Raw genomic sequence first — 19,810 nt, 5'->3', positions numbered from 1 at the left:
TCATGGCTGAGGCACTCTGGCGCGGTCCGGAACTGATCGCGGCCGTCGGTGGGCAGCTCCAGGGGACCAGGCCGGAGGAGATTTCCGGGGTCTCCATCGACAGCCGGACGATCGGTGCGGGTGAAGCCTTCGTCGCCATCTCCGGAGACCGCTACGATGCCCATGATTTTGTGGCGGGTGCGCTGAACAATGGCGCAGCCCTGGCCATCGTCGAGGATGCGAAACGGGATCGTGTCGGCCAGGCCGGACCTCTTGTCGTGGTGCCGGACGCGCTTCGCGCGTTGGAAGATCTCGGCCGCGCCGCGCGCGCCCGTACATCGGCCCGCATCATCGCCGTCACCGGCAGTGTCGGTAAGACCGGCACGAAGGAAATGCTGCGGCAGGCACTGAGCGGGCAGGGCGCGTTGCATGCCTCCGCCGCCAGTTTCAACAATCATTGGGGCGTGCCGCTGACCTTGTCGCGCATGCCCCGCGATACGGATTTCGGTATTTTCGAAATCGGCATGAACCATGCGGGCGAGATCACGCCCCTGGTCGGCATGGTGCGGCCGCATGTTGCGATCATCACCAATGTCGAGCCGGTGCATCTTGAATATTTCGGTTCGGTGGACGCCATTGCCGACGCCAAGGCCGAGATTTTTTCCGGCGTGGAATCTGGCGGCTCCGTCGTTCTCAACGCCGACAATGCGCAGTTCGAGCGGTTGTCGGCGCAGGCGTCGGAGCGTGGCCTCGATATTCGCAGCTTCGGCATCGAGAAAGGCGGGGATGCCCGAGCCATCACGGTCGCGGCGCTGGCGGATCGTTCCGTGGTCACGGCCAGCGTGCTGGGCGAGGATGTCGCCTTCACAATCGGTGCTCCAGGCCGGCATCTCGTGCAGAACAGCCTTGCCGTGCTTCTGGCGGCGAAACTTTCCGGAGCTGATCTGAAGCAGGCGGCTGCGGCCCTGTCGGCCTTCACCGCGCCATCCGGGCGCGGGCAGCGCCACACTTTGAGCGTCGGCACCGGGACGGCCGTGCTGTTCGACGAGAGCTACAACGCCAATCCTGCCTCCATGCGGGCCGCGATCGCCTTGCTCGGCGGCGCTTCTGTATCCGGTGGCCGGCGCATCGCCGTTCTGGGCGACATGCTGGAACTGGGCGAGCATTCGGACGCGATGCACCGCGATCTGGCCGAGGTTCTTCTCGCCGCCGGAACAGACCTCGTCTTTACGGCGGGGCCGGCAATGCGCGCATTGCACGACGCACTGCCCGAGGATCGTCGTGGCGCGTGGGCGGCGACCTCCGCGGAATTGGAGACACAGGTGCTTGAGACTGTGCGCTCCTGTGACGCGATCATGATCAAGGGCTCGCACAGCAGCCGCATGGGTCCTATCGTCGCCGCGCTGGTCCGTCGATTCGCCGCAGCCGACACCGTTCCCGCGTAAGGACGCGTAATGCTGACCTTCCTCGCCGACTTTTCGGGAAGCCTGCCTTTCCTGAACGTGTTCCGCTACATCACCTTCCGCACGGGCGGAGCGGTGATCACGGCGCTTCTGTTCGTCTTCATGTTCGGGCCGGCGGTCATCGATTATCTCCGCGTCAAGCAGGGCAAGGGTCAGCCCATCCGCACGGACGGACCGCAGAGCCATCTGGCAAAGCGGGGCACGCCCACCATGGGCGGACTGATGATCATCGTCGGCCTCGTCGTCGCCACCCTGCTGTGGGGCAATCTGCGCAATGTCTATGTGTGGGTCGTGTTGGCCATCACCCTCGGCTTTGGCCTGATCGGTTTTTACGACGATTTTCTGAAAGTCTCGAAGCAGAGCCATGCGGGCTTCTCAGGCCGCACCCGGCTGGCGCTGGAATTCGTGATCGCCGGCGTGGGCGTAGCCATCATGTCCGCCGTCAGCCCGCAGCCGCTGGAACATGCGCTGGCGCTTCCGTTCCTGAAGGGCGTGCTGATCGATCTCGGCTGGTTCTTCCTAATCTTCGGCGCTTTCGTCATCGTCGGTGCCGGCAACGCGGTGAACCTGACGGACGGACTGGACGGCCTGGCCATCGTGCCGGTGATGGTGGCGGTCATGAGCTTTGCGCTCATCGCCTATCTCGCCGGTAATGCGGTATTCGCCGATTATCTGCAGATCCATTTCACGCCGGGCACGGGCGAACTGTCGGTGATGTGCGGCGCCATTCTGGGCGCTGGTCTCGGCTTCCTGTGGTTCAACGCGCCTCCGGCGCAGGTCTTCATGGGCGACACCGGGTCGCTGGCGCTCGGCGGTCTGCTCGGTAGCATCGCGGTCGCCACCAAGCACGAAATCGTGCTCGCCATCATCGGCGGCCTGTTCGTGCTGGAAGCGGCGTCCGTCATCATCCAGGTCGTGTCGTTCAAGCTCACCGGCAAGCGCGTGTTCCGCATGGCGCCGATCCACCACCATTTCGAGCAGATGGGCTGGACCGAGCCGCAGGTCGTCATCCGGTTCTGGATCATCGCCGTCGTTCTGGCGCTGATCGGCCTCGCCACGCTGAAGCTGCGATGACACCGGCCACCTCGTTCCGCGGCAAGCGCATCGCGCTGTTCGGTCTCGGCGGTTCCGGTCTGTCCACCGCCAGGGCGCTCGTCGCGGGTGGGGCGGATGTCGTGGCGTGGGACGATGCGCCTGCACGTGTGGAAGCCGCGCGAGCCGCCGGCATCACTGCATCCGATCTCCGGGAAGCTGATTTTACCGGCGTGGATTCGCTCGTGCTCGCGCCCGGCGTGCCGCTGACCCATCCCGTCCCGCACTGGACCGTGGAAAAGGCGAAGGCCGCCGGCGTCAAAATCATCGGCGATATCGAGGTGTTCGTGCGCGAACGCCGCGCAATTTCTCCACGTTCGGCCTTTGTGGCCATCACCGGCACGAACGGCAAATCCACGACCACCGCGCTGATCGCCCACATCCTGCGCTCGGCGGGCATTAACGTGCAGATGGGCGGCAATATTGGCGTGCCGATCCTCGACCTTGCGCCGCCCTCGAACGGCTGCATCCATGTCGTCGAATGCTCGTCCTACCAGATCGACCTTGCGCCCTCGCTGAACCCGAGCGTGGGCCTTCTGCTCAATCTGTCGGAGGACCATCTCGAGCGCCACGGCACGATGGAGAGCTACGCCGCGATCAAGGAACGGCTGGTGGCCGGCTCGGAGACGGCCGTGATCGGTGTCGACGATCATCTTTGCGCCGAGATCGCCGATCGAGTGGAAGCACACGGCGTGCGGGTGCGGCGTGTCTCCCAGCACCGCGTGGTGCCGGACGGAGTGTATGCGGACGGCCCCAAGCTTCTGCTGGCGGAGGACGGGCTGGCGCGCGAGGTCGCGAACCTGTCCGGCATCGGCTCGTTGCGCGGCGCGCACAATGCACAGAACGCGGCCGCCGCGATGGCCGCCTGCCTCGCGCTTGATCTTTCGCCGGAATCGGTGGCGCGCGGCCTTCAGACCTTTCCGGGCCTTGCCCACCGCATGGAGCAGGTCGGCCATGCCGGGCATGTTCTTTTTGTCAACGACAGCAAGGCCACCAATACCGACAGTGCGGCCCAGGCGCTCGCCAGCTTTCCGGAGGCGATTTACTGGATTCTCGGTGGCAAGCCGAAGACCGGGGGCATCGACAGCCTCCGACCGTTTTTCCCTCGAATCGCACGTGCCTATCTGATCGGGGAAGCGGCCGATGCTTTTTCCGGCACGCTCGGCGGGGTGCCGCACGAGATCGTGGAAACAATGGAGCGCGCGGTGGAGCGCGCTCATCAGGACGCGGCCTTGTCGCGTGCCGATGAGCCGGTGGTGCTGCTGTCGCCGGCCTGCGCCAGTTTCGACCAATATCCGAACTTCGAGATCCGGGGCGATCATTTCCGCCGCCTCGTTCACGAGAGAATAAAGCATTTACCATGATCGGCGATGATCAGGGCCTGCTCTCCCGGATCGGGAGAGGGAGGGGATTCGCATGATCTCGCGCGCGGAACGCACACGCTTTGGCGAATGGTGGTGGACCATCGACAAGCCGCTCCTGTTCGCGCTGTCGGCACTGATGCTTGGCGGCATCGTGCTGTCGCTGGCAGCCAGTCCGGCTGTGGCGGAGCGGCTGAACCTCGATCTCTTCCACTTCGTCAACCGCCAGGTGATGTTCCTGTTGCCGGCCGTCTTTCTGATGGTCGGCCTGTCATTCCTCGAACTGCGGAGTGTGCGGCGCACCGCTCTGATCGCGTTCACCATCTTCTATCCGCTGATGATCGCCACGCTGTTCATCGGGCCGGAGATCAAGGGCGCGCATCGCTGGATTCAGATCGGGCCGCTCGGTCTTCAGCCCTCTGAGTTCGTCAAGCCGGCCTTTATCGTGCTGGCCTCCTGGCTGTTCGCGGAGGGTGCTCAACGCAAGGACGTGCCGGGTCATCTCATGGCCATCGTGCTGTTCGCCGCCACGATCGGCATCATGATCCTGCAACCCGATTTCGGGCAGACCATGCTGATTTCCGTAGTGTGGGGCGCTCTGTTCTTCCTGGCCGGCCTGCGCTGGATTTGGATGGCCGGACTCGGCGGCCTGGGCGTCGGGGGCGTGTTTTTGGCCTATGAGGCCCTTCCGCATGTGCGAACCCGCATTGCCAAGTTCATGGACCCGGATTCCGGCGAGAACTTCCAATCCGAGCGCGCGTTCGACAGCTTCGTGTCGGGCGGCTGGCTCGGCAAGGGGCCGGGCGAGGGCACGGTGAAACGCATCCTGCCCGACGCGCACACCGACTTCATCTTCGCCGTGACTGGCGAGGAATTCGGCATCATGTTCTGCCTCGTTCTGCTGTCGCTTTTCGCCTTCATCGTGCTGCGCGGTCTGTGGCTGGCGTCGGAGGAGGAAGATCCCTTCACACGCCTGGCTATTTGCGGCCTCACCATGCTGTTCGGGCTGCAATCGGCCATCAACATGGCCGTCAATGTCCAGTTGATGCCGGCCAAGGGCATGACGCTGCCCTTCATCTCCTACGGTGGGTCGTCGCTTCTGTCGCTCGCCCTGGGCATGGGCATGCTTCTGTCTCTGACGCGACGCCGCCCACGCGCCCAGCTGTCGCGCGGCATGGCTCCGCTCCCGATGGGGCAGTTCGCCTGATGGCACGCCAGCCTCTCGTTCTTCTGGCCGCCGGCGGGACCGGCGGCCATCTCTTTCCGGCCGAGGCGCTGGCGGCCGAGCTTGGCCGTCGCAATGTGGCCGTCGAACTCGTGACGGATCCGCGCGCTCGCGAATATGCCGGTGAGTTTCCGGCGCGCGCTGTTCATTCCGTTGCATCCGCCACATTCGGCAGCCGCGCGCCTGCGGCGGTGCTGCGTTCCGCGACGACTTTGGGGCAAGGGCTGGGCCAGGGTCTTGCCCTGATGCGACGGCTGAACCCCGCTGTCATCGTCGGCTTCGGAGGCTATCCGAGCCTCACGCCGCTCGCCGCCGCGCAGGTGCTCGGCATTCCCAGCATCGTCCACGAGCAGAACGCCGTAATGGGTCGCGCCAACCGGCTCCTGGCCCCGCGCGCGATCCGCATCGCTACGGGATTTCCGAATCTTGTCAATGTGAAGCCACGGATTCTTGCCAAGGCGATTCATGTGGGAAATCCCATACGGGCGTCCGTGCTGGAGGCGGCGTCCGCCTATGTGGCGCCCATACCGGGCGGGCGTATCCGGCTTCTCGCATTCGGCGGCAGCCAGGGTGCGCGCATCATGTCGGAAATCGTGCCGGCGGCCGTGAACTGGCTTGATTCCGGTCTGCGGTCCCGCCTCAGCGTCGTCCAGCAGGCACGGGCCGAGGACCTGGACGCCGCAACAGCCGTCTACCGTTCGGCCGGCGTCCATGCCGAGATTGCTCCGTTCTTCCGCGATCTGCCGAGCCGCATGGCGAACGCCCATCTCGTCATCGCCCGTTCGGGCGCGTCCACCATTGCCGAGCTTGCTGTGATCGGGCGTCCGTCCATTCTCGTGCCGCTGCCGCATTCCCTCGACAACGACCAGCTGGAAAACGCGCGGGCCCTTCAGACCGAAGGGGGTGCCACTCTGGTGCCGCAATCGGAGTTCACGCCGCAGGCGCTGGCGCGGCTTCTCACCGAGTTGCTGTCGGACCCGCAGATCCTTGCGCAACAGGCCGCTGCGGCGCACACCTATGCCCGTCCGGACGCGGCCGCGCGTCTTGCCGATCTCGTTCTCGAGGTGGCCGGGCTCTCTTCGAACGCCTGATCGGTATCCTCAGATGAAATTGCCCCGCCACACTGGTCCCATCCATTTCGTCGGCATCGGCGGCATCGGCATGTCCGGCATCGCCGAAGTGCTGGCCAATCAGGGCTACCAGGTGCAGGGGTCGGACGTTGCGGAGAACGCCAACGTCAAGCGCCTGCGCGAGAAGGGCATCCCCGTCAGCGTCGGCCACAAGGCCGATAATCTTGGCGAGGCCGAGGTGCTGGTCGTCTCGTCCGCCATCAAGCGCGACAATCCCGAACTGGTCGAGGCGCGCGCCAAGCGGCTCCCGGTCGTGCGCCGTGCCGAAATGCTGGCCGAGCTTATGCGCATGAAGACCTGCGTGGCGGTGGCCGGCACCCACGGCAAGACCACGACGACATCTTTGGTTGCCACCCTGCTGGATGCTGGCGAGTTCGACCCGACCGTCATCAATGGCGGCATCATCAACGCCTACGGCACAAATGCCCGCATGGGCGATTCGGACTGGATGGTGGTCGAGGCCGACGAATCCGACGGCACGTTCCTGAAGCTGCCTGCCGACATCGCCATCGTCACCAACATCGACCCCGAGCATCTCGATCATTTCGGCACCTACGATGCCATCAAGGCGGCGTTCCGCTCCTTCGTGGAAAACGTTCCGTTCTATGGCTTCGCCGTGATGTGCCTCGACCACCCCACGGTACAGGACCTCGTGGGCCAGATCGAGGATCGCCGCATTGTTACTTACGGCGAGAATCCTCAGGCCGATGTTCGCCTGCTCGATATCGACCTGAAAGGAGGGCGCTGCCGTTTCCGGGTCGTCATCCGCGACCGCGACGGTTCCGAGACGGAGATCGACGGCCTCGAACTGCCGATGCCGGGCCACCACAACGCGCTCAATGCCACAGCCGCTATCGCGGTGGCGCATAATCTGGGCATCTCCGCGGAGAAGATCCGGCTCGGCCTGTCGCGCTTCGGTGGTGTGAAACGGCGCTTCACCAAAACCGGGGATTGGAAGGGCGTGTCGGTGTTCGACGATTACGGCCATCACCCGGTCGAGATCGCCGCGGTGCTGCGCGCCGCCCGCGCCTCGACGGATGGGCGCGTTATCGCCGTGGTCCAACCGCACCGCTACACGCGTCTGCAGGCCTTGTTCGATGGATTCTCGACCTGTTTCAACGACGCCGACACCGTCGTCGTGGCCGATGTCTACGCGGCCGGCGAGCAGCCGATCGAGGGCGCCGACCGCGATCATCTGGTTAACGCCCTGCGGGCGCGCGGCCATCGCAACGTCATTCCGCTGGAAGCGCCCGAGCAATTGGCAAACCACATTGCGGGTCTGGCGCGAGCCGGCGATTACGTGATCTGCCTCGGCGCCGGCTCCATCACCCAATGGGCCTACGCGCTGCCGGGCGAGCTTGAGGCCAGCGCCGGAGCGAAGGCGTGAGCTTCCCGGATCTTTTGCCCCAGCTTGGCGACTGGACCAGCAAAATCCGTGGGCGGCTGGTGCCCAACCAGATGCTGTCCGAGATCACGTGGTTTCGCGTGGGCGGGCGGGCCCAGCTCTTCTTCCAGCCCGCGGACGAGGAGGATCTTGCGTTCTTCCTCAGCCACTTGCCCGAGGATGTTCGCGTCACCACAATCGGCCTCGGCTCGAACCTGCTGATCCGCGATGGCGGGTTAGACGGCGTTGTCATCCGGTTGTCGGCGCGCGGCTTCGGCGGCGTCGAAGTGCTCGGCGACAATCGCATTCGCGTGGGCACGGCCTTGCCGGATGCCCGCGTGGCCGCCGCCGCTGCAGATGCCGGTATCGATGGTCTCACCTTCTACAGCGGCATTCCCGGCGGCATCGGAGGAGCGCTCTACATGAACGCCGGCTGCTATGGCACCGAAACGCGCGACCGCATGGTCGAACTGCGGGCCGTCACCCGTCAGGGCGAGATCGTGACCCTGACCAACGCGGACATGGCCTATCGCTACCGCAAGTCCAACGGCCCGCGCGACGCGGTGTTCACTTCGGCAGTCTACCAGGGCACACCCGGCGAGCCCGAGGACATCCGCGCCCGCATGCGCGAGATCACCGAGCGCCGCGAGGCCAGCCAGCCCATTCGTTCGAAAACGGGCGGGTCCACCTTCAAGAACCCCGACGGACATTCCAGCTGGAAGCTGATCGATGAGGCCGGCTGCCGCGGGCTGACGATCGGCGAGGCCCAGGTCTCCGAGTTGCACTGCAATTTCCTGCTTAATCTCGGCAATGCGAGCGCGCACGACGTCGAATTGCTGGGCGAGACAGTGCGCAATCGTGTGCGGGCTGCGTCCGGCATCGAATTGCGCTGGGAAATCCGCCGCATGGGCCATTTCGCGCCGGGGCACGAGGTGCGTGAATTCCTTGATGGTGACGTGTTCACCGGCGCCGTTTAAGGGGGCAATGGCCCCCGAAATTTCAGGCGGATCAATTTAGGACGAAAGACATGCCGAAACACGTGGCGGTGCTGATGGGCGGCTGGTCCGCCGAGCGTGAGGTTTCGCTGAATTCCGGCGCCGCCTGTGCCGAAGGCTTGGAAAAAGCGGGCTATCGCGTCACCCGCATCGATGTCGACCGGAACATCGCCGGGACGCTCGCCGAGCTGAAGCCAGACGTGGCCTTCAATGCGCTGCATGGCCGCTTCGGTGAGGATGGCACCCTACAAGGCGTGCTCGAGCTGCTGCAAATTCCCTACACGCATTCCGGCGTCATGGCCTCCGCCCTGGCCATGGACAAAAACCGCGCCAAGATCGTGATGGCCGAGGCCGGGGTGCCCGTAGCCGAGGGCGTCGTCGTTAACCGCAGCGATGCCGCAAAGGCACACCCGTTAACTCCTCCTTATGTTTTGAAACCTGTCTGCGAAGGCTCCAGCGTGGGCATCCTGATCGTGCGGGAAGACCAGGAGCATCCGCCCCAGGAACTCACCCGCGCAGACTGGCCACACGGCGAATTGTTATTGTGTGAGAAGTACATAGAGGGCAGGGAGCTGACCTGCGCCGTGATCGACGGCAAGCCCACCGACATCATCGACATCGTGCCCAGCGCCGGGTGGTACGACTATCATGCGAAATACGCGCAAGGCGGTTCAATTCACATTCTGCCGGCCGATCTTTCACCATCTGTTTACCATTTTGTTCAACACTCTGCTCTCAAGGCACATGACTCACTCGGGTGCCGCGGCGTCAGCCGTGCAGACTTCAGATACGACGATCGTCCCGGCGGAACCGGGGAGCTGGTCTGTCTCGAAGTCAACACGCAGCCCGGAATGACCCGAACGAGTCTGGTGCCGGAACTGGCGGCTAAAGCCGGCTTCGCATTTGATGAGCTCGTGTCATGGATGGTGGAAAACGCTTCCCTGAACAGATAGACGGCCCCGCCCGGGTCGCAGGGGCGCGTCCGCAATCCAGCTGGACCGGCTTTCGCAAGAGCCGCCCGCAGCGCCGCCGCGACGGCGCTGTTGCCGTTCTCACCCGCCCCGGGATGGGCTGGGTGGGCGTGGTTCTCCTGTTCGGAGCGACCGGGCTTTACGGTGCGACTGCCGGCGAGCATTGGACCGAGGTCGGTGAATTCGTTCACAGCATCCCCGAAGGCATGGCACGCGGCAGCGGCTTCACCATTGCGCGCATCGAGGTCGAGGGCCGCAAGGTCCTGACCAATGACGAATTGATTCAGGCGCTCGGCTACGAGCCCGGACAATCCCTCGTCGGGCTCGATGTCGGTGCCGCGCGTGAATCCCTGCTCAAGAATCCGCTCGTCAAGCAGGCCTCGGTGCGCAAGCTCTATCCTGACCGCCTGACGGTGAAGATCGTCGAGCGTGAGCCTTTCGCTCTCTGGCAGCAGGGTGAGAGCCTGTCCGTCATCGCCTCAGACGGTACCGTCATCGAAGGCGCGCCGGGCAGCCGTTTCGCGCACCTTCCTCTGGTCGTGGGCCGTGGCGCGGACAGCTCCGCCAAGGAAATCCTCTCGGCGCTCCAGGCCCACCCCGAGCTTCGCGAGCGCGTATACGCCGCGGTTCGCGTGGGCGAGCGGCGCTGGAACCTGCGCCTCAAGAACGGGATGGACATCAAGCTTCCCGACCACGGCGTGGAAGATGCGCTGGCACGTGTTGCCCGTCTCGACCGCGATCACAAGATCACCGACCGCGACATCACCGAGCTCGACCTGCGCCTTCCCGGACGTGCGACAGTTCGACTCTCCGAGCCGGTCGCAAAGGCGCTTGCCGAAGCAGCCAAAGACAAGACAAAGCGGGCGGGCACATGAAACACCACCCGCACAGCGTGACGCCTCGGCTGAAGCCGCTGCCGCCCAAGCGCGCGATCGACATCTCGGTTCTCGATGTGGGAACGAGTAAGATCGCCTGCCTGATCGGCCGCCTGAAGCCAGTCGAGAGCGGACCGTCGCTGCCCAGCCGCACTCATCGTATCGAAGTGCTCGGCATCGGCCATCAGCGGGCGCGCGGCATCAAGGGCGGTGCGATCGTCGACATGGAGGCGGCCGAGCATTCCATCCGCCTGGCGGTCGATGCCGCCGAGCGCATGGCCGATGCCCGCATCGAAAGCCTAATCGTGTCGGTCTCCGCCGGCCGTCTCGGCAGCGAGCTCTACAATGCCACCGTTCCGGTGACGGGACGTGCGATTGCCGAGGGCGACATCCAGCGCGTTCTGCGGGCCGGCACCAATCATTCAGTGCGCCGCGATCGCTCGATCCTGCACTCCATTCCGGTCGGCTTCTCGCTGGACGCAACGCGGGGCATCCGCGATCCGCGCGGCATGGTTGGCTCTGAGCTTGGTCTCGATATGCATGTCGTCACGGCCGACGAGGCGGCGGTGCGCAATCTGATGCTGTGCATCGAGCGCTGCCACCTTGAGGTCCAGACGCTTGTTGCCGCACCCTATTCGAGCGGCCTCGCGGCCCTGGCCGACGATGAATCCGAGATTGGCGTCACCTTGGTCGACATGGGCGCCGGCACCACGAGCGTCGCGGTGTTCTCCGGCGGCAATTTCAACCACGTCGATGCGGTCGCGCTCGGCGGCAACCACGTCACGCTTGATTTGGCGCGCGGCCTGTCGATCTCGGTCGACGACGCCGAGCGCCTCAAGACCCTGCATGGCAGCGTGTTCGAGACCTCTTCCGACGAGCGCGAGATGATCGCCATCACGCCGGTGGGCGAGGATGCGCGCGATCACGTCCAGCACGTTCCGAAGTCTCAATTGTTCCGCATCATCAAGCCGCGCGTCGAGGAGACGCTCGAACTGGTGCGCGACCGGCTCCGGGCGTCGGGCTACGGCTCCGAAGCTGGCAAAAGGGTGGTTCTGACAGGCGGCGCCTGCCAGCTCACCGGCATGCCGGATCTCGCCGGCAAGATCCTCGGCCGCAATGTTCGGATCGGGCGCCCCCTCGGGGTGCGCGGTCTGCCGGACGAGGCCAAAGGGCCGAGCTTCGCCAGCGGGGTGGGCCTTCTGGTCTATCCGCAGCGCAGCGGCGAGGAACATTTCGACATGGCGCGTCCCGCACCGCGGGCCACCGGAACCCACGGCTATCTGTCCCGCATGGGGCATTGGCTGAAGGAAAGCTTTTAACCGGCGGCTTAGGCAACCGGTCTCCAGAAAACCAGAAACGCGGCGCGTGACCAAACTTTAGAGGCGAGCGATGTCCATTAACCTTAAAATGCCCGATATCCGGGAGCTTCGGCCCCGCATCACGGTTTTTGGCGTCGGCGGAGCCGGCGGCAATGCCGTCAACAACATGATCGAGTCCGGCCTGCAGGGCGTGGATTTCGTGGTGGCAAACACGGACGCACAGGCGCTCAGCCTGTCCAAGTGCGACCGCATCATCCAGATGGGCCTCCAGGTCACCGAGGGTCTCGGAGCCGGCTCGCGTCCGGAAGTCGGCTGCGCCGCCGCTGAGGAAGTGCTCGACGAAATCCGCGATCATCTGTCGGGCGCGCACATGGCCTTCATCACCGCCGGCATGGGCGGCGGTACGGGCACGGGTTCCGCTCCGGTCGTGGCACGCGCCGCGCGCGAAATGGGCATTCTAACGGTTGGCGTGGTCACCAAGCCGTTCCACTTCGAGGGTCAGCGCCGCATGCGCGTCGCTGATGCCGGAATAGAGGAACTGCACAAGACGGTCGACACGCTGCTGGTCATCCCGAACCAGAACCTGTTCCGGGTCGCCAATGAGCGCACGACCTTCGCCGATGCGTTCGCGATGGCCGACCAGGTGCTCTATTCGGGCGTTGCCTGCATCACCGACCTGATGGTCAAGGAAGGCCTCATCAACCTCGATTTCGCCGACGTCCGCGCCATCATGCGCGAAATGGGCAAGGCGATGATGGGCACGGGCGAGGCCACTGGCGAGAAGCGCGCAATCCAGGCCGCCGAAGCCGCCATCGCCAATCCGCTGCTGGACGATGTGTCCATGCGCGGCGCGCGCGGCCTTCTGATCTCGATCACCGGCGGCAACGACCTGACGCTGTACGAAGTCGACGAAGCCGCCACCCGCATCCGCGAGGAAGTGGATCCGGAAGCCAACATCATCCTCGGCGCAACCTTCGATGAGAAGCTGGAGGGCACCATTCGCGTGTCGGTGGTCGCCACCGGTATCGATCAGGTGGCCGGCTTTCAGCCCGTCTACACCGAGCAGCGACTCGCCGAACTGGCCGAGAAGCTGAAGCCGCAGCCGAAGGGCGAGCAGGCTGCCCGCACCGCGGCTCCGCGTCCGGTCCAGGTGCCTGCCGCTCAGGCGCCGCGTCCGGACGCCTACGCCCAGGAATTCCTGGAGGAGCAGCTTGCTCCGGTGCCGGCTCCCACGGCGGTCGTCGCGGATGACGTGACCATCCGTCCGGTTGCCCCGCGTCCGGCGCCTGCGTTCTACGACGAGCCGGCTCCGGCTGCACCGGAAGCGCATGAAGAATCGCCGCTGCCGTTCATCCCGCCGGCGCCCGAGCGCACCCGCGGTGGTCCGCGCATGCCGCGCATCGAGGACCTTCCGGTTCATGCGCAGCAGCAATTCGCCCAGCGTGCACCGGTCGAGGACCATTCTCCGGATCGCAAGCGCGCCTCGCTGCTGCAGCGCCTCGCAGCCGTCGGCCTTGGCCGCCGCGAGGATGACGAGCCGGCCCCGGCCGCTCATCGCGAACCGCCGATGGCGCCCCCGGCTCCGCCGCGCCCGGCACCGCAGGCTCCCCGCCAGCACCGCCCGGCCGATGTGCATCCGCAGATGCGTCAGCCCGCTCCGGCGCCGCGCGGCCTTGAGGACGAGCTGGAAATTCCGGCTTTCCTTCGCCGCCAGGCGAACTGAGGTCGCACGCGCATCGCACGATACGAAGGCCCGGCCATGTGCCGGGCCTTTTTCTTTCAGGGCTGTAACACTCGGCAATGAACAGTGATTTGTTCCACGCCGGCTCAAATTTTATTCTTCGGGCGTGGAACGATTCCGGCGAATCACAAACGCCGACGTTCCCGGAGCCTGGTGGTCATGCCGCAGGCGGTTCGCGTAAGGGGGCAGGACATGAACGGTGAACAGACGACGCTCGGCGGCGCCACGTCGATCCACGGCATCGGAGTTCACAGCGGCGCTCCGGCGTCCATCGTTCTGTCGCCGGCACAGGCCGGCACCGGCATCCGTTTCGAACGTACCAATCTCCCCGGCGGGGCAACGCGTATGCTGCGCGCCCATGTCGATCAGGTCGGCCAGACCGAATTGTGCACGATCCTCGGTGACGACGAGCGCGGCGCGGTCTCGACCGTCGAGCATCTGCTGGCGGCTCTCCGCGGCCTCGGCATCGACAATGCGCTCGTTTCGATCGACGGCCCGGAAATGCCCATCATGGACGGCAGTTCTGCCGCGTTCGTTGAGGCGATCGACGCCATGGGCGTCGTCACCTTGCCCGCGCCGCGCAGCGTCCTCAAGATCCTGAAGCCTATCCGCGTCGAGCAGGGACGGGCCTGGGGTGAATTGCTGCCCCATTCCAAGGGCTTCCGCCTTGAGGTGGAGATCGACTTCCCTCATCCGGCCATCGGCCGTCAGGCCATCGTCGTCGATGTGACGCCGGCTTCCTTCCGCCGTCAGCTGTCGCGCGCGCGCACCTTCGGCTTCATGAAGGATTTCGAGAAGCTTTCGGCACTCGGTCTGGCCCGCGGTTCGGCGCTGGAGAATACCGTGGTCATCGGCGATGACGGCGTTCTCAACCCGGACGGCCTGCGCGCCAAGGACGAGTTCGTGCGCCACAAGGCTCTGGATGCCGTGGGCGACCTCGCTCTGGCGGGGCTTCCGATCCAGGGATGCTACCGTTCCTATTGCGGTGGCCATCGCCTCAATGTCTCGATGATTCGCGAGCTCTACGCTGATCCGACGGCATGGACCATCGTTACGAGCCGTGCACCGTTGCGCGTCGGCCACGGTGATCGCATTCCGGCCCTCCAGCCGGTGTTTTCGGCGGAAACCGCCTGATCATCCACCGTTTCGACACAGCTTCGCCACACCATGGCGGTTCAGTCCGCTTTGGGGTAGAAGGCGCGTCTCGACAGGTTCCGTCGAGCGACTAGATTCTGGGGCTTGCATGGTTTCGAGCGTTTCGGCTCTTTCGTCCGGCGGTGCACGCCGCGCCGTCTTGACGACGCTGGCGGTTGCCTTGGCTTTCAGTGCGGGCGCATGCTCGACCTTTGGCGGCAGCAAGAAGGATGAGGTCATCGTTTATTCCGACGATCCGCCCGACAAGCTTTACAATGAGGGCTTGTTCAACCTGAACCAGAACAAGTTCGAGCAGGCGAGCAAGAAGTTCAACGAGCTCGACAAGCAGCATCCGTATACGGAATACGGCCGCAAGGCGGGTTTGCTTGAGACCTATGCCCAGTACAAGCAGGGCAATTACGACGAATCCGCCGCGTCCGCGAAACGATACGTCACGCTGCATCCCAGCTCGCCTGATGCGCCTTATGCGCAGTTCCTGCTCGGCATGTCGTATTACAACAAAATTCCGGACGTGACGCGCGATCAGACGCGCACCCAGCAGGCCCTTGAGGCTTTGGAAGACGTCATCCGGAAATACCCCGACAGCGAATATGCCGAACCCGCGCGGCAGCGCATCCAGGTCGCCCGCGACCAGCTGGCCGGCAAGGAGATGGAGATCGGCCGCTTCTATCTGAAGGAGCGCAATTACGTCGGTGCGGTGAACCGTTTCAAGACGGTGGTGACGGTGCATCAGACCACCCGCCACGTCGAGGAAGCCCTGGCCCGTCTTGCGGAAGCCTATATGGCGCTCGGCATCGTGGGTGAGGCGCAGACCGCTGCCGCCGTGCTGGGCCACAATTTCCCGCAGAGCCAATGGTACAAGGATACCTACGCGCTCATGTCCTCCAAGGGCATGCGGCCGCGGGAGGACAAGGGATCCTGGATCAGCAAAGCGTTCAAGGGCGTGATCGGCGCCGCTTGATCTGATACGGGGGCGCCATGCTGGTTCAGCTCTCGATCCGTGACATCGTTCTCATTGAACGTCTCGACCTCGCGCCCGCGCGGGGTCTGACCGTGCTCACCGGTGAGACCGGAGCCGGCAAATCGATTCTTCTCGATTCGCTTACCCTGGCGCTGGGCGGACGTGGCGATGCCGGCCTCGTTCGCGCAGGCACGTCGCAAGGGCAGGTGACGGCGGTGTTCGATCTGCCGGCCGATCACCCGGCGCGCGCCGTTCTCGCCGGGCAGGATCTCTCGGACGAAGGCGATCTCATCCTCCGCCGTGTCCAGCTTGCCGATGGCCGCACCCGTGCCTTCATCAACGATCAGCCGGTCGGGCTTCAGGCTCTCAAGGCCATCGGCGCCAATCTGGTCGAAATTCATGGCCAGCATGCCGACCGCGCATTGGTGGATCCTGCCCAGCATCGTGCCTTGCTCGACGCCTTCGGCGGGCTCGATGCCGACGTGCGCGCCCTGGGCCGGCTGTGGTCGGACTGGCGCACCGCACTTAAGGGCCGCGACGAGCAACGCGCTTTCGTGGAACGGGTGAGGGCGGAGGCCGATTATTTGCGCCACGCCCACGCCGAGCTCGATGAACTCGCCCCGCAGGAGGGTGAGGAAGACGTGCTGGCCGAACGCCGGACCCATATGATGCAGGCGGAGAAGATCGCAGGCGATCTCGATGAGGTGCATCAGGCGGTTGCGGGCCCGAATTCTCCCGTGCCCGCGCTCGCCGCCGCCATTCGCCGACTGGAGCGGCGCGCGGGCCAGCTTCCGTCCTACGTCGAGCCGGCGATGAAGGCCATCGACGACGCGCTTGTGCTGCTCGACGAAGCAGGCAACCATCTCGAAGCCGCCATCCAGAGCGCGGCCTTCGATCCGCGCGATCTTGAGCAGACCGAGGAGCGCCTGTTCGCCCTGCGCGCGGCCGCTCGCAAATACGACACCAATGTCGAGGGTCTGCCTGCGATGGCAGCGCGCTTCACGCAGGAGCTTGCTGCGCTCGAAGGCGGTGAGGAAGACCTCGTGCGCCGCGAGCGGGAGACTGCCGCGGCGGAAGCCACCTACCGTGCGGCCGCCGAAGCTCTTTCCGAACAGCGCCGCACCGCCGCCGACAGCCTTGCGGCCGCCGTGATGGCCGAACTGCCCGATCTGAAGCTTGAGCGCGCGCGCTTCTTCACCGAGATCACTGGCGATCAGCCCCCCGGCCCGGACGGTCTCGACCGTGTGGAATTCTGGGTACAGACCAATCCCGGCACGCGCCCCGGTCCAATGCTGAAAGTGGCTTCCGGCGGCGAACTCGCGCGTTTTCTGCTGGCGTTGAAGGTCGCCCTGGCCGATCGCGGCTCCGCTCCGACGCTGATTTTCGACGAAATCGACACGGGTGTCGGCGGCGCGGTTGCTGACGCCATCGGTGCGCGGCTGAAGCGGCTTGGCGAGCGGGTGCAGGTTCTGGCGGTCACTCACGCGCCGCAAGTCGCGGCCCGTGCTTCGAGCCATCTTCTCATCGCCAAAGACGAGGTTACGGGCGAGGAACGTGTGGCCACACGCGTCACCCCGCTGGAAGACATGTTCCGCCGTGAGGAAATCGCCCGCATGTTGGCCGGCGCCCGCATTACCGACGAAGCGCGGGCCGCTGCCGATCGTCTGCTCGCGGGCACGGGCTGAGGCTCCTCGCCCTTTAGCGCGTCCCTGTTTTCGGGCATGACAAGGGACATGAGCGCCCCAGATTCCCTGCCCGAAACCCTGATCGATGCCCAGGCGGAGCACGCCCGCCTCAGCGAGGAGATCAAGGCGCACGACCGGCGCTATTACGAGGACGATGCGCCGAGCATCTCCGATGCCGATTACGACGCGCTTCGCCGCCGCCTTCTGGAGATCGAGGCCGCATTCCCGGAGCTCATCTCCACCGACAGCCCCACGCAGCAGGTCTCGGGCGCGCCGTCCGAGAAATTCGCCAAGGCCCGCCATGGCGTTCCCATGCTGTCGCTCGACAATGCGTTCGATTCCGACGACGTGAACGAATTTGTCGCGCGTGTGCGGCGCTTCCTGAATTTCACCGGTGAGATCGCCTTTCAGGCTGAACCCAAGATCGACGGTCTTTCGGCGAATCTTCGTTATGAGAAGGGCCGCCTTGTGCTCGGCGCCACACGCGGCGACGGCACGACCGGCGAGGACGTCACTGCCAACGTTCGCACCATCGCGGATATCCCGCAGGAACTGGCGGGTGCGGGCATTCCAGACCTCATCGAGATACGCGGGGAGGTCTATTTCCCTCACGCCGATTTCCGAGCCCTGAACGAACGGCAGGCCGAAGCGGGCAAGCCGCTGTATGCCAATCCACGCAACGCCGCCGGTGGCTCGCTTCGCCAGCTCGATGCCGAGATCACGCGCTCGCGGCGGCTCAGGTTTTTTGCCTATGGTTGGGGCGAGGCTTCGTCGCTGCCGGAGCAGACCCAATCCGCGATGACGGCCAGGCTGCGTGATTGGGGCTTCATCACCAACCCGCTGGTGCGCGTGGTGCAATCGCCCGACGAGATGATTGCCTACCATCAGGACGTCGAGCAGCAGCGCGCAGGATTGGGTTATGACATCGACGGCGTGGTCTACAAGGTCGACCGGCTGGACCTGCAGCAGCGGCTCGGTTTCGTCTCGCGTTCGCCTCGCTGGGCCATCGCTCATAAATTCGCTGCCGAGCAGGCGACAACGATCCTTAACGACATCGAGATCCAGGTCGGCCGCACCGGGAAGCTGACGCCGGTCGCCAAGCTGGAGCCGGTCACGGTGGGTGGCGTCGTCGTGGCGAATGCCACGCTCCATAACGAAGACTTCATTCGCGGCGTCGACTCCCACGGACAGGAGGTGCGTGACGGCAACGACATCCGCATCGGCGACAGCGTGGTGGTGCAGCGGGCCGGGGATGTCATTCCCCAGATCGTGCGGGTCCTGATCGAGAAGCGCCCGGCGGACTCAAAACCATACGCATTTCCCACCACATGCCCCGCCTGTGGCAGCCATGCCGTCCGGGAAGAGGGCGAGTCGGACCGCCGCTGCACGGGCGGCCTCATCTGTCCGGCGCAGGTCGTGGAGCGGCTGCGCCATTTCGTGTCGCGTAACGCCATGGACATCGAGGGGCTGGGCGAGAAGCAGGTGCGCGCGCTCTATGAATGGGGGCTCGTCAAGGAGCCGTCCGACATCTTCCGGTTGGAGCGGGAGGAGAAGAACGATCTTGCGCGGCTCAAGAACCGGGAAGGGTGGGGCGATCTTTCCGCCCGCAATCTCTTCGCAGCCATCGAGACGGCGCGCACACGTTCTGCCAATCGTGTGCTCTTCGCGCTGGGGGTCCGCCATGTCGGCGAGATCAACGCCAAGCGCCTGATGCGCCATTACGGCACGCTGGAACGGCTGCGTGAGGCCGCCCGCGGCGCAGTGATGCCAGATCCGGCGCAGAAGGGCGACAAAGGAAACGAGGCCTGGCGTGAACTGGTGGACGTGTCAGGCATCGGGGCAATCGTCGCCGGAGCCGTCGTCGAGTTCTTTCAGGAGCCCCGCAACAACGCTGCGTTCGATGCCTTGCTGGCCGAATTGAACCCAGAGGCGATGGAGGAGGTCGCCCGCGACACGCCGATTGCCGGAAAGACCGTGGTGTTCACCGGCACGCTCGAGCGGATGACGCGCGACGAGGCAAAAGCCCAGGCTGAGCGTTCGGGCGCAAAGGTCTCTGGGTCGGTGTCGAAGAAGACCGACATCGTCGTAGCCGGACCGGGGGCTGGTTCAAAGCTGAAGCAGGCCACCGAACTCGGCCTGCAGGTCATGACGGAAGACGAATGGCTCGTCTTCATCGGCGCAAATTGAGACGATAACGGCCGGTCCGCACATGTCGGAGCCGGCCGTGACTCTCGGTCTTGAGGCGCAGCGTCAGAGGCGTCCGGTCAAGGCCAGAACGATGACGATGATGAGCACGACGCCGACGATGCCGCCGGGTCCGTAGCCCCAGGAACGGCTGTAGCCCCAGCTGGGCAGCGCGCCGATCAGGATCAGAATAAGGATAACGATCAGAATGGTGGACATAGGGCCCTCCTTGCCTCGGTGCCGACGGATCAACTTTCCGGCGATGGGCCTGGTTCCACCTCACAAGAAGG

General features: G+C 65.0%; 16 protein-coding genes. 15 read left to right on the top strand and 1 reads right to left on the bottom strand.

The window, feature by feature from the left end:
- The first annotated feature begins 2 nt into the window (after positions 1-2).
- From ACQ6S1_RS03775 to ligA, 15 genes are all read left to right on the top strand, one after another.
- Positions 3-1,424 (top strand): UDP-N-acetylmuramoylalanyl-D-glutamyl-2,6-diaminopimelate--D-alanyl-D-alanine ligase, encoded by a 1,422-nt coding sequence (locus ACQ6S1_RS03775; RefSeq protein ID WP_445039808.1) that lies wholly within the window; start codon positions 3-5, stop codon positions 1,422-1,424.
- A 9-nt stretch (positions 1,425-1,433) separates the two neighbouring features.
- Positions 1,434-2,516, top strand: coding sequence for a phospho-N-acetylmuramoyl-pentapeptide-transferase (gene mraY, locus ACQ6S1_RS03770; RefSeq protein WP_445039807.1), 1,083 nt, complete (start codon positions 1,434-1,436; stop codon positions 2,514-2,516).
- Positions 2,513-3,898, top strand: coding sequence for a UDP-N-acetylmuramoyl-L-alanine--D-glutamate ligase (gene murD / locus ACQ6S1_RS03765; RefSeq protein WP_445039806.1), 1,386 nt, complete (start codon positions 2,513-2,515; stop codon positions 3,896-3,898). The genes mraY and murD overlap by 4 nt, the downstream gene beginning before the upstream one ends.
- A gap of 52 nt (positions 3,899-3,950) precedes the next feature.
- Positions 3,951-5,102 (top strand): putative lipid II flippase FtsW, encoded by a 1,152-nt coding sequence (ftsW, locus tag ACQ6S1_RS03760; RefSeq protein WP_445039805.1) that lies wholly within the window; start codon positions 3,951-3,953, stop codon positions 5,100-5,102.
- Positions 5,102-6,211, top strand: a complete 1,110-nt coding sequence (gene murG / locus ACQ6S1_RS03755; RefSeq protein WP_445039804.1) for an undecaprenyldiphospho-muramoylpentapeptide beta-N-acetylglucosaminyltransferase — start codon at positions 5,102-5,104, stop codon at positions 6,209-6,211. Before ftsW ends, murG begins: the two co-directional genes overlap by 1 nt.
- A gap of 13 nt (positions 6,212-6,224) precedes the next feature.
- A complete protein-coding gene (murC, locus tag ACQ6S1_RS03750) occupies positions 6,225-7,637 on the top strand; it encodes a UDP-N-acetylmuramate--L-alanine ligase (RefSeq protein WP_445039803.1) in 1,413 nt (470 codons plus the stop codon).
- Positions 7,634-8,611, top strand: a complete 978-nt coding sequence (gene murB, locus ACQ6S1_RS03745) for a UDP-N-acetylmuramate dehydrogenase (RefSeq protein ID WP_445039802.1) — start codon at positions 7,634-7,636, stop codon at positions 8,609-8,611. Before murC ends, murB begins: the two co-directional genes overlap by 4 nt.
- Before the next feature lie 50 nt (positions 8,612-8,661).
- On the top strand, positions 8,662-9,582 hold the full coding sequence (locus ACQ6S1_RS03740) for a D-alanine--D-alanine ligase (RefSeq protein ID WP_445039801.1): 921 nt from the start codon (positions 8,662-8,664) through the stop codon (positions 9,580-9,582).
- Entirely contained in the window at positions 9,549-10,475 is a 927-nt protein-coding gene (locus ACQ6S1_RS03735) for a cell division protein FtsQ/DivIB (RefSeq protein WP_445039800.1), read from the top strand. Before ACQ6S1_RS03740 ends, ACQ6S1_RS03735 begins: the two co-directional genes overlap by 34 nt.
- A complete protein-coding gene (gene ftsA, locus ACQ6S1_RS03730; protein ID WP_445039799.1) occupies positions 10,472-11,794 on the top strand; it encodes a cell division protein FtsA in 1,323 nt (440 codons plus the stop codon). Before ACQ6S1_RS03735 ends, ftsA begins: the two co-directional genes overlap by 4 nt.
- Before the next feature lie 70 nt (positions 11,795-11,864).
- Entirely contained in the window at positions 11,865-13,517 is a 1,653-nt protein-coding gene (ftsZ, locus tag ACQ6S1_RS03725; protein WP_445039798.1) for a cell division protein FtsZ, read from the top strand.
- 210 nt (positions 13,518-13,727) lie between these two features.
- Positions 13,728-14,669 carry a UDP-3-O-acyl-N-acetylglucosamine deacetylase gene (gene lpxC / locus ACQ6S1_RS03720; protein ID WP_445039797.1) on the top strand — a complete coding sequence of 314 codons (942 nt, stop codon included), beginning with the start codon at positions 13,728-13,730 and terminating at the stop codon, positions 14,667-14,669.
- A 109-nt stretch (positions 14,670-14,778) separates the two neighbouring features.
- Positions 14,779-15,651 (top strand): outer membrane protein assembly factor BamD, encoded by an 873-nt coding sequence (locus ACQ6S1_RS03715; protein ID WP_445039796.1) that lies wholly within the window; start codon positions 14,779-14,781, stop codon positions 15,649-15,651.
- Positions 15,652-15,668: 17 nt separating this feature from the next.
- Positions 15,669-17,336, top strand: coding sequence for a DNA repair protein RecN (recN, locus tag ACQ6S1_RS03710; RefSeq protein ID WP_445039795.1), 1,668 nt, complete (start codon positions 15,669-15,671; stop codon positions 17,334-17,336).
- Positions 17,337-17,384: 48 nt separating this feature from the next.
- Positions 17,385-19,523, top strand: coding sequence for an NAD-dependent DNA ligase LigA (gene ligA / locus ACQ6S1_RS03705; protein ID WP_445039794.1), 2,139 nt, complete (start codon positions 17,385-17,387; stop codon positions 19,521-19,523).
- Between the two features lie 63 nt (positions 19,524-19,586).
- On the opposite strand, the gene ACQ6S1_RS03700 is transcribed toward ligA, so the two are convergent.
- A complete protein-coding gene (locus ACQ6S1_RS03700; protein WP_445039793.1) occupies positions 19,587-19,739 on the bottom strand; it encodes a DUF3309 family protein in 153 nt (50 codons plus the stop codon).
- Between the last annotated feature and the right edge of the window lie 71 nt (positions 19,740-19,810).

The organism is Terrihabitans aquatilis, from assembly GCF_052542005.1.
This window is presented reverse-complemented; position numbering and strand designations above follow the sequence as displayed.

What these genes read in the sequence shown, in the direction of transcription:
- ACQ6S1_RS03775 (WP_445039808.1), top strand. Translation starts at nt 3, where the DNA reads ATGGCTGAGGCACTCTGGCGCGGTCCGGAACTGATCGCGGCCGTCGGT.
- mraY (WP_445039807.1), top strand. Translation starts at nt 1,434, where the DNA reads ATGCTGACCTTCCTCGCCGACTTTTCGGGAAGCCTGCCTTTCCTGAAC.
- murD (WP_445039806.1), top strand. Translation starts at nt 2,513, where the DNA reads ATGACACCGGCCACCTCGTTCCGCGGCAAGCGCATCGCGCTGTTCGGT.
- ftsW (WP_445039805.1), top strand. Translation starts at nt 3,951, where the DNA reads ATGATCTCGCGCGCGGAACGCACACGCTTTGGCGAATGGTGGTGGACC.
- murG (WP_445039804.1), top strand. Translation starts at nt 5,102, where the DNA reads ATGGCACGCCAGCCTCTCGTTCTTCTGGCCGCCGGCGGGACCGGCGGC.
- murC (WP_445039803.1), top strand. Translation starts at nt 6,225, where the DNA reads ATGAAATTGCCCCGCCACACTGGTCCCATCCATTTCGTCGGCATCGGC.
- ACQ6S1_RS03740 (WP_445039801.1), top strand. Translation starts at nt 8,662, where the DNA reads ATGCCGAAACACGTGGCGGTGCTGATGGGCGGCTGGTCCGCCGAGCGT.
- ACQ6S1_RS03735 (WP_445039800.1), top strand. Translation starts at nt 9,549, where the DNA reads ATGGATGGTGGAAAACGCTTCCCTGAACAGATAGACGGCCCCGCCCGG.
- ftsA (WP_445039799.1), top strand. Translation starts at nt 10,472, where the DNA reads ATGAAACACCACCCGCACAGCGTGACGCCTCGGCTGAAGCCGCTGCCG.
- ftsZ (WP_445039798.1), top strand. Translation starts at nt 11,865, where the DNA reads ATGTCCATTAACCTTAAAATGCCCGATATCCGGGAGCTTCGGCCCCGC.
- lpxC (WP_445039797.1), top strand. Translation starts at nt 13,728, where the DNA reads ATGAACGGTGAACAGACGACGCTCGGCGGCGCCACGTCGATCCACGGC.
- ACQ6S1_RS03715 (WP_445039796.1), top strand. Translation starts at nt 14,779, where the DNA reads ATGGTTTCGAGCGTTTCGGCTCTTTCGTCCGGCGGTGCACGCCGCGCC.
- recN (WP_445039795.1), top strand. Translation starts at nt 15,669, where the DNA reads ATGCTGGTTCAGCTCTCGATCCGTGACATCGTTCTCATTGAACGTCTC.
- ligA (WP_445039794.1), top strand. Translation starts at nt 17,385, where the DNA reads ATGAGCGCCCCAGATTCCCTGCCCGAAACCCTGATCGATGCCCAGGCG.
- ACQ6S1_RS03700 (WP_445039793.1), bottom strand. Translation starts at nt 19,739, where the DNA reads ATGTCCACCATTCTGATCGTTATCCTTATTCTGATCCTGATCGGCGCG.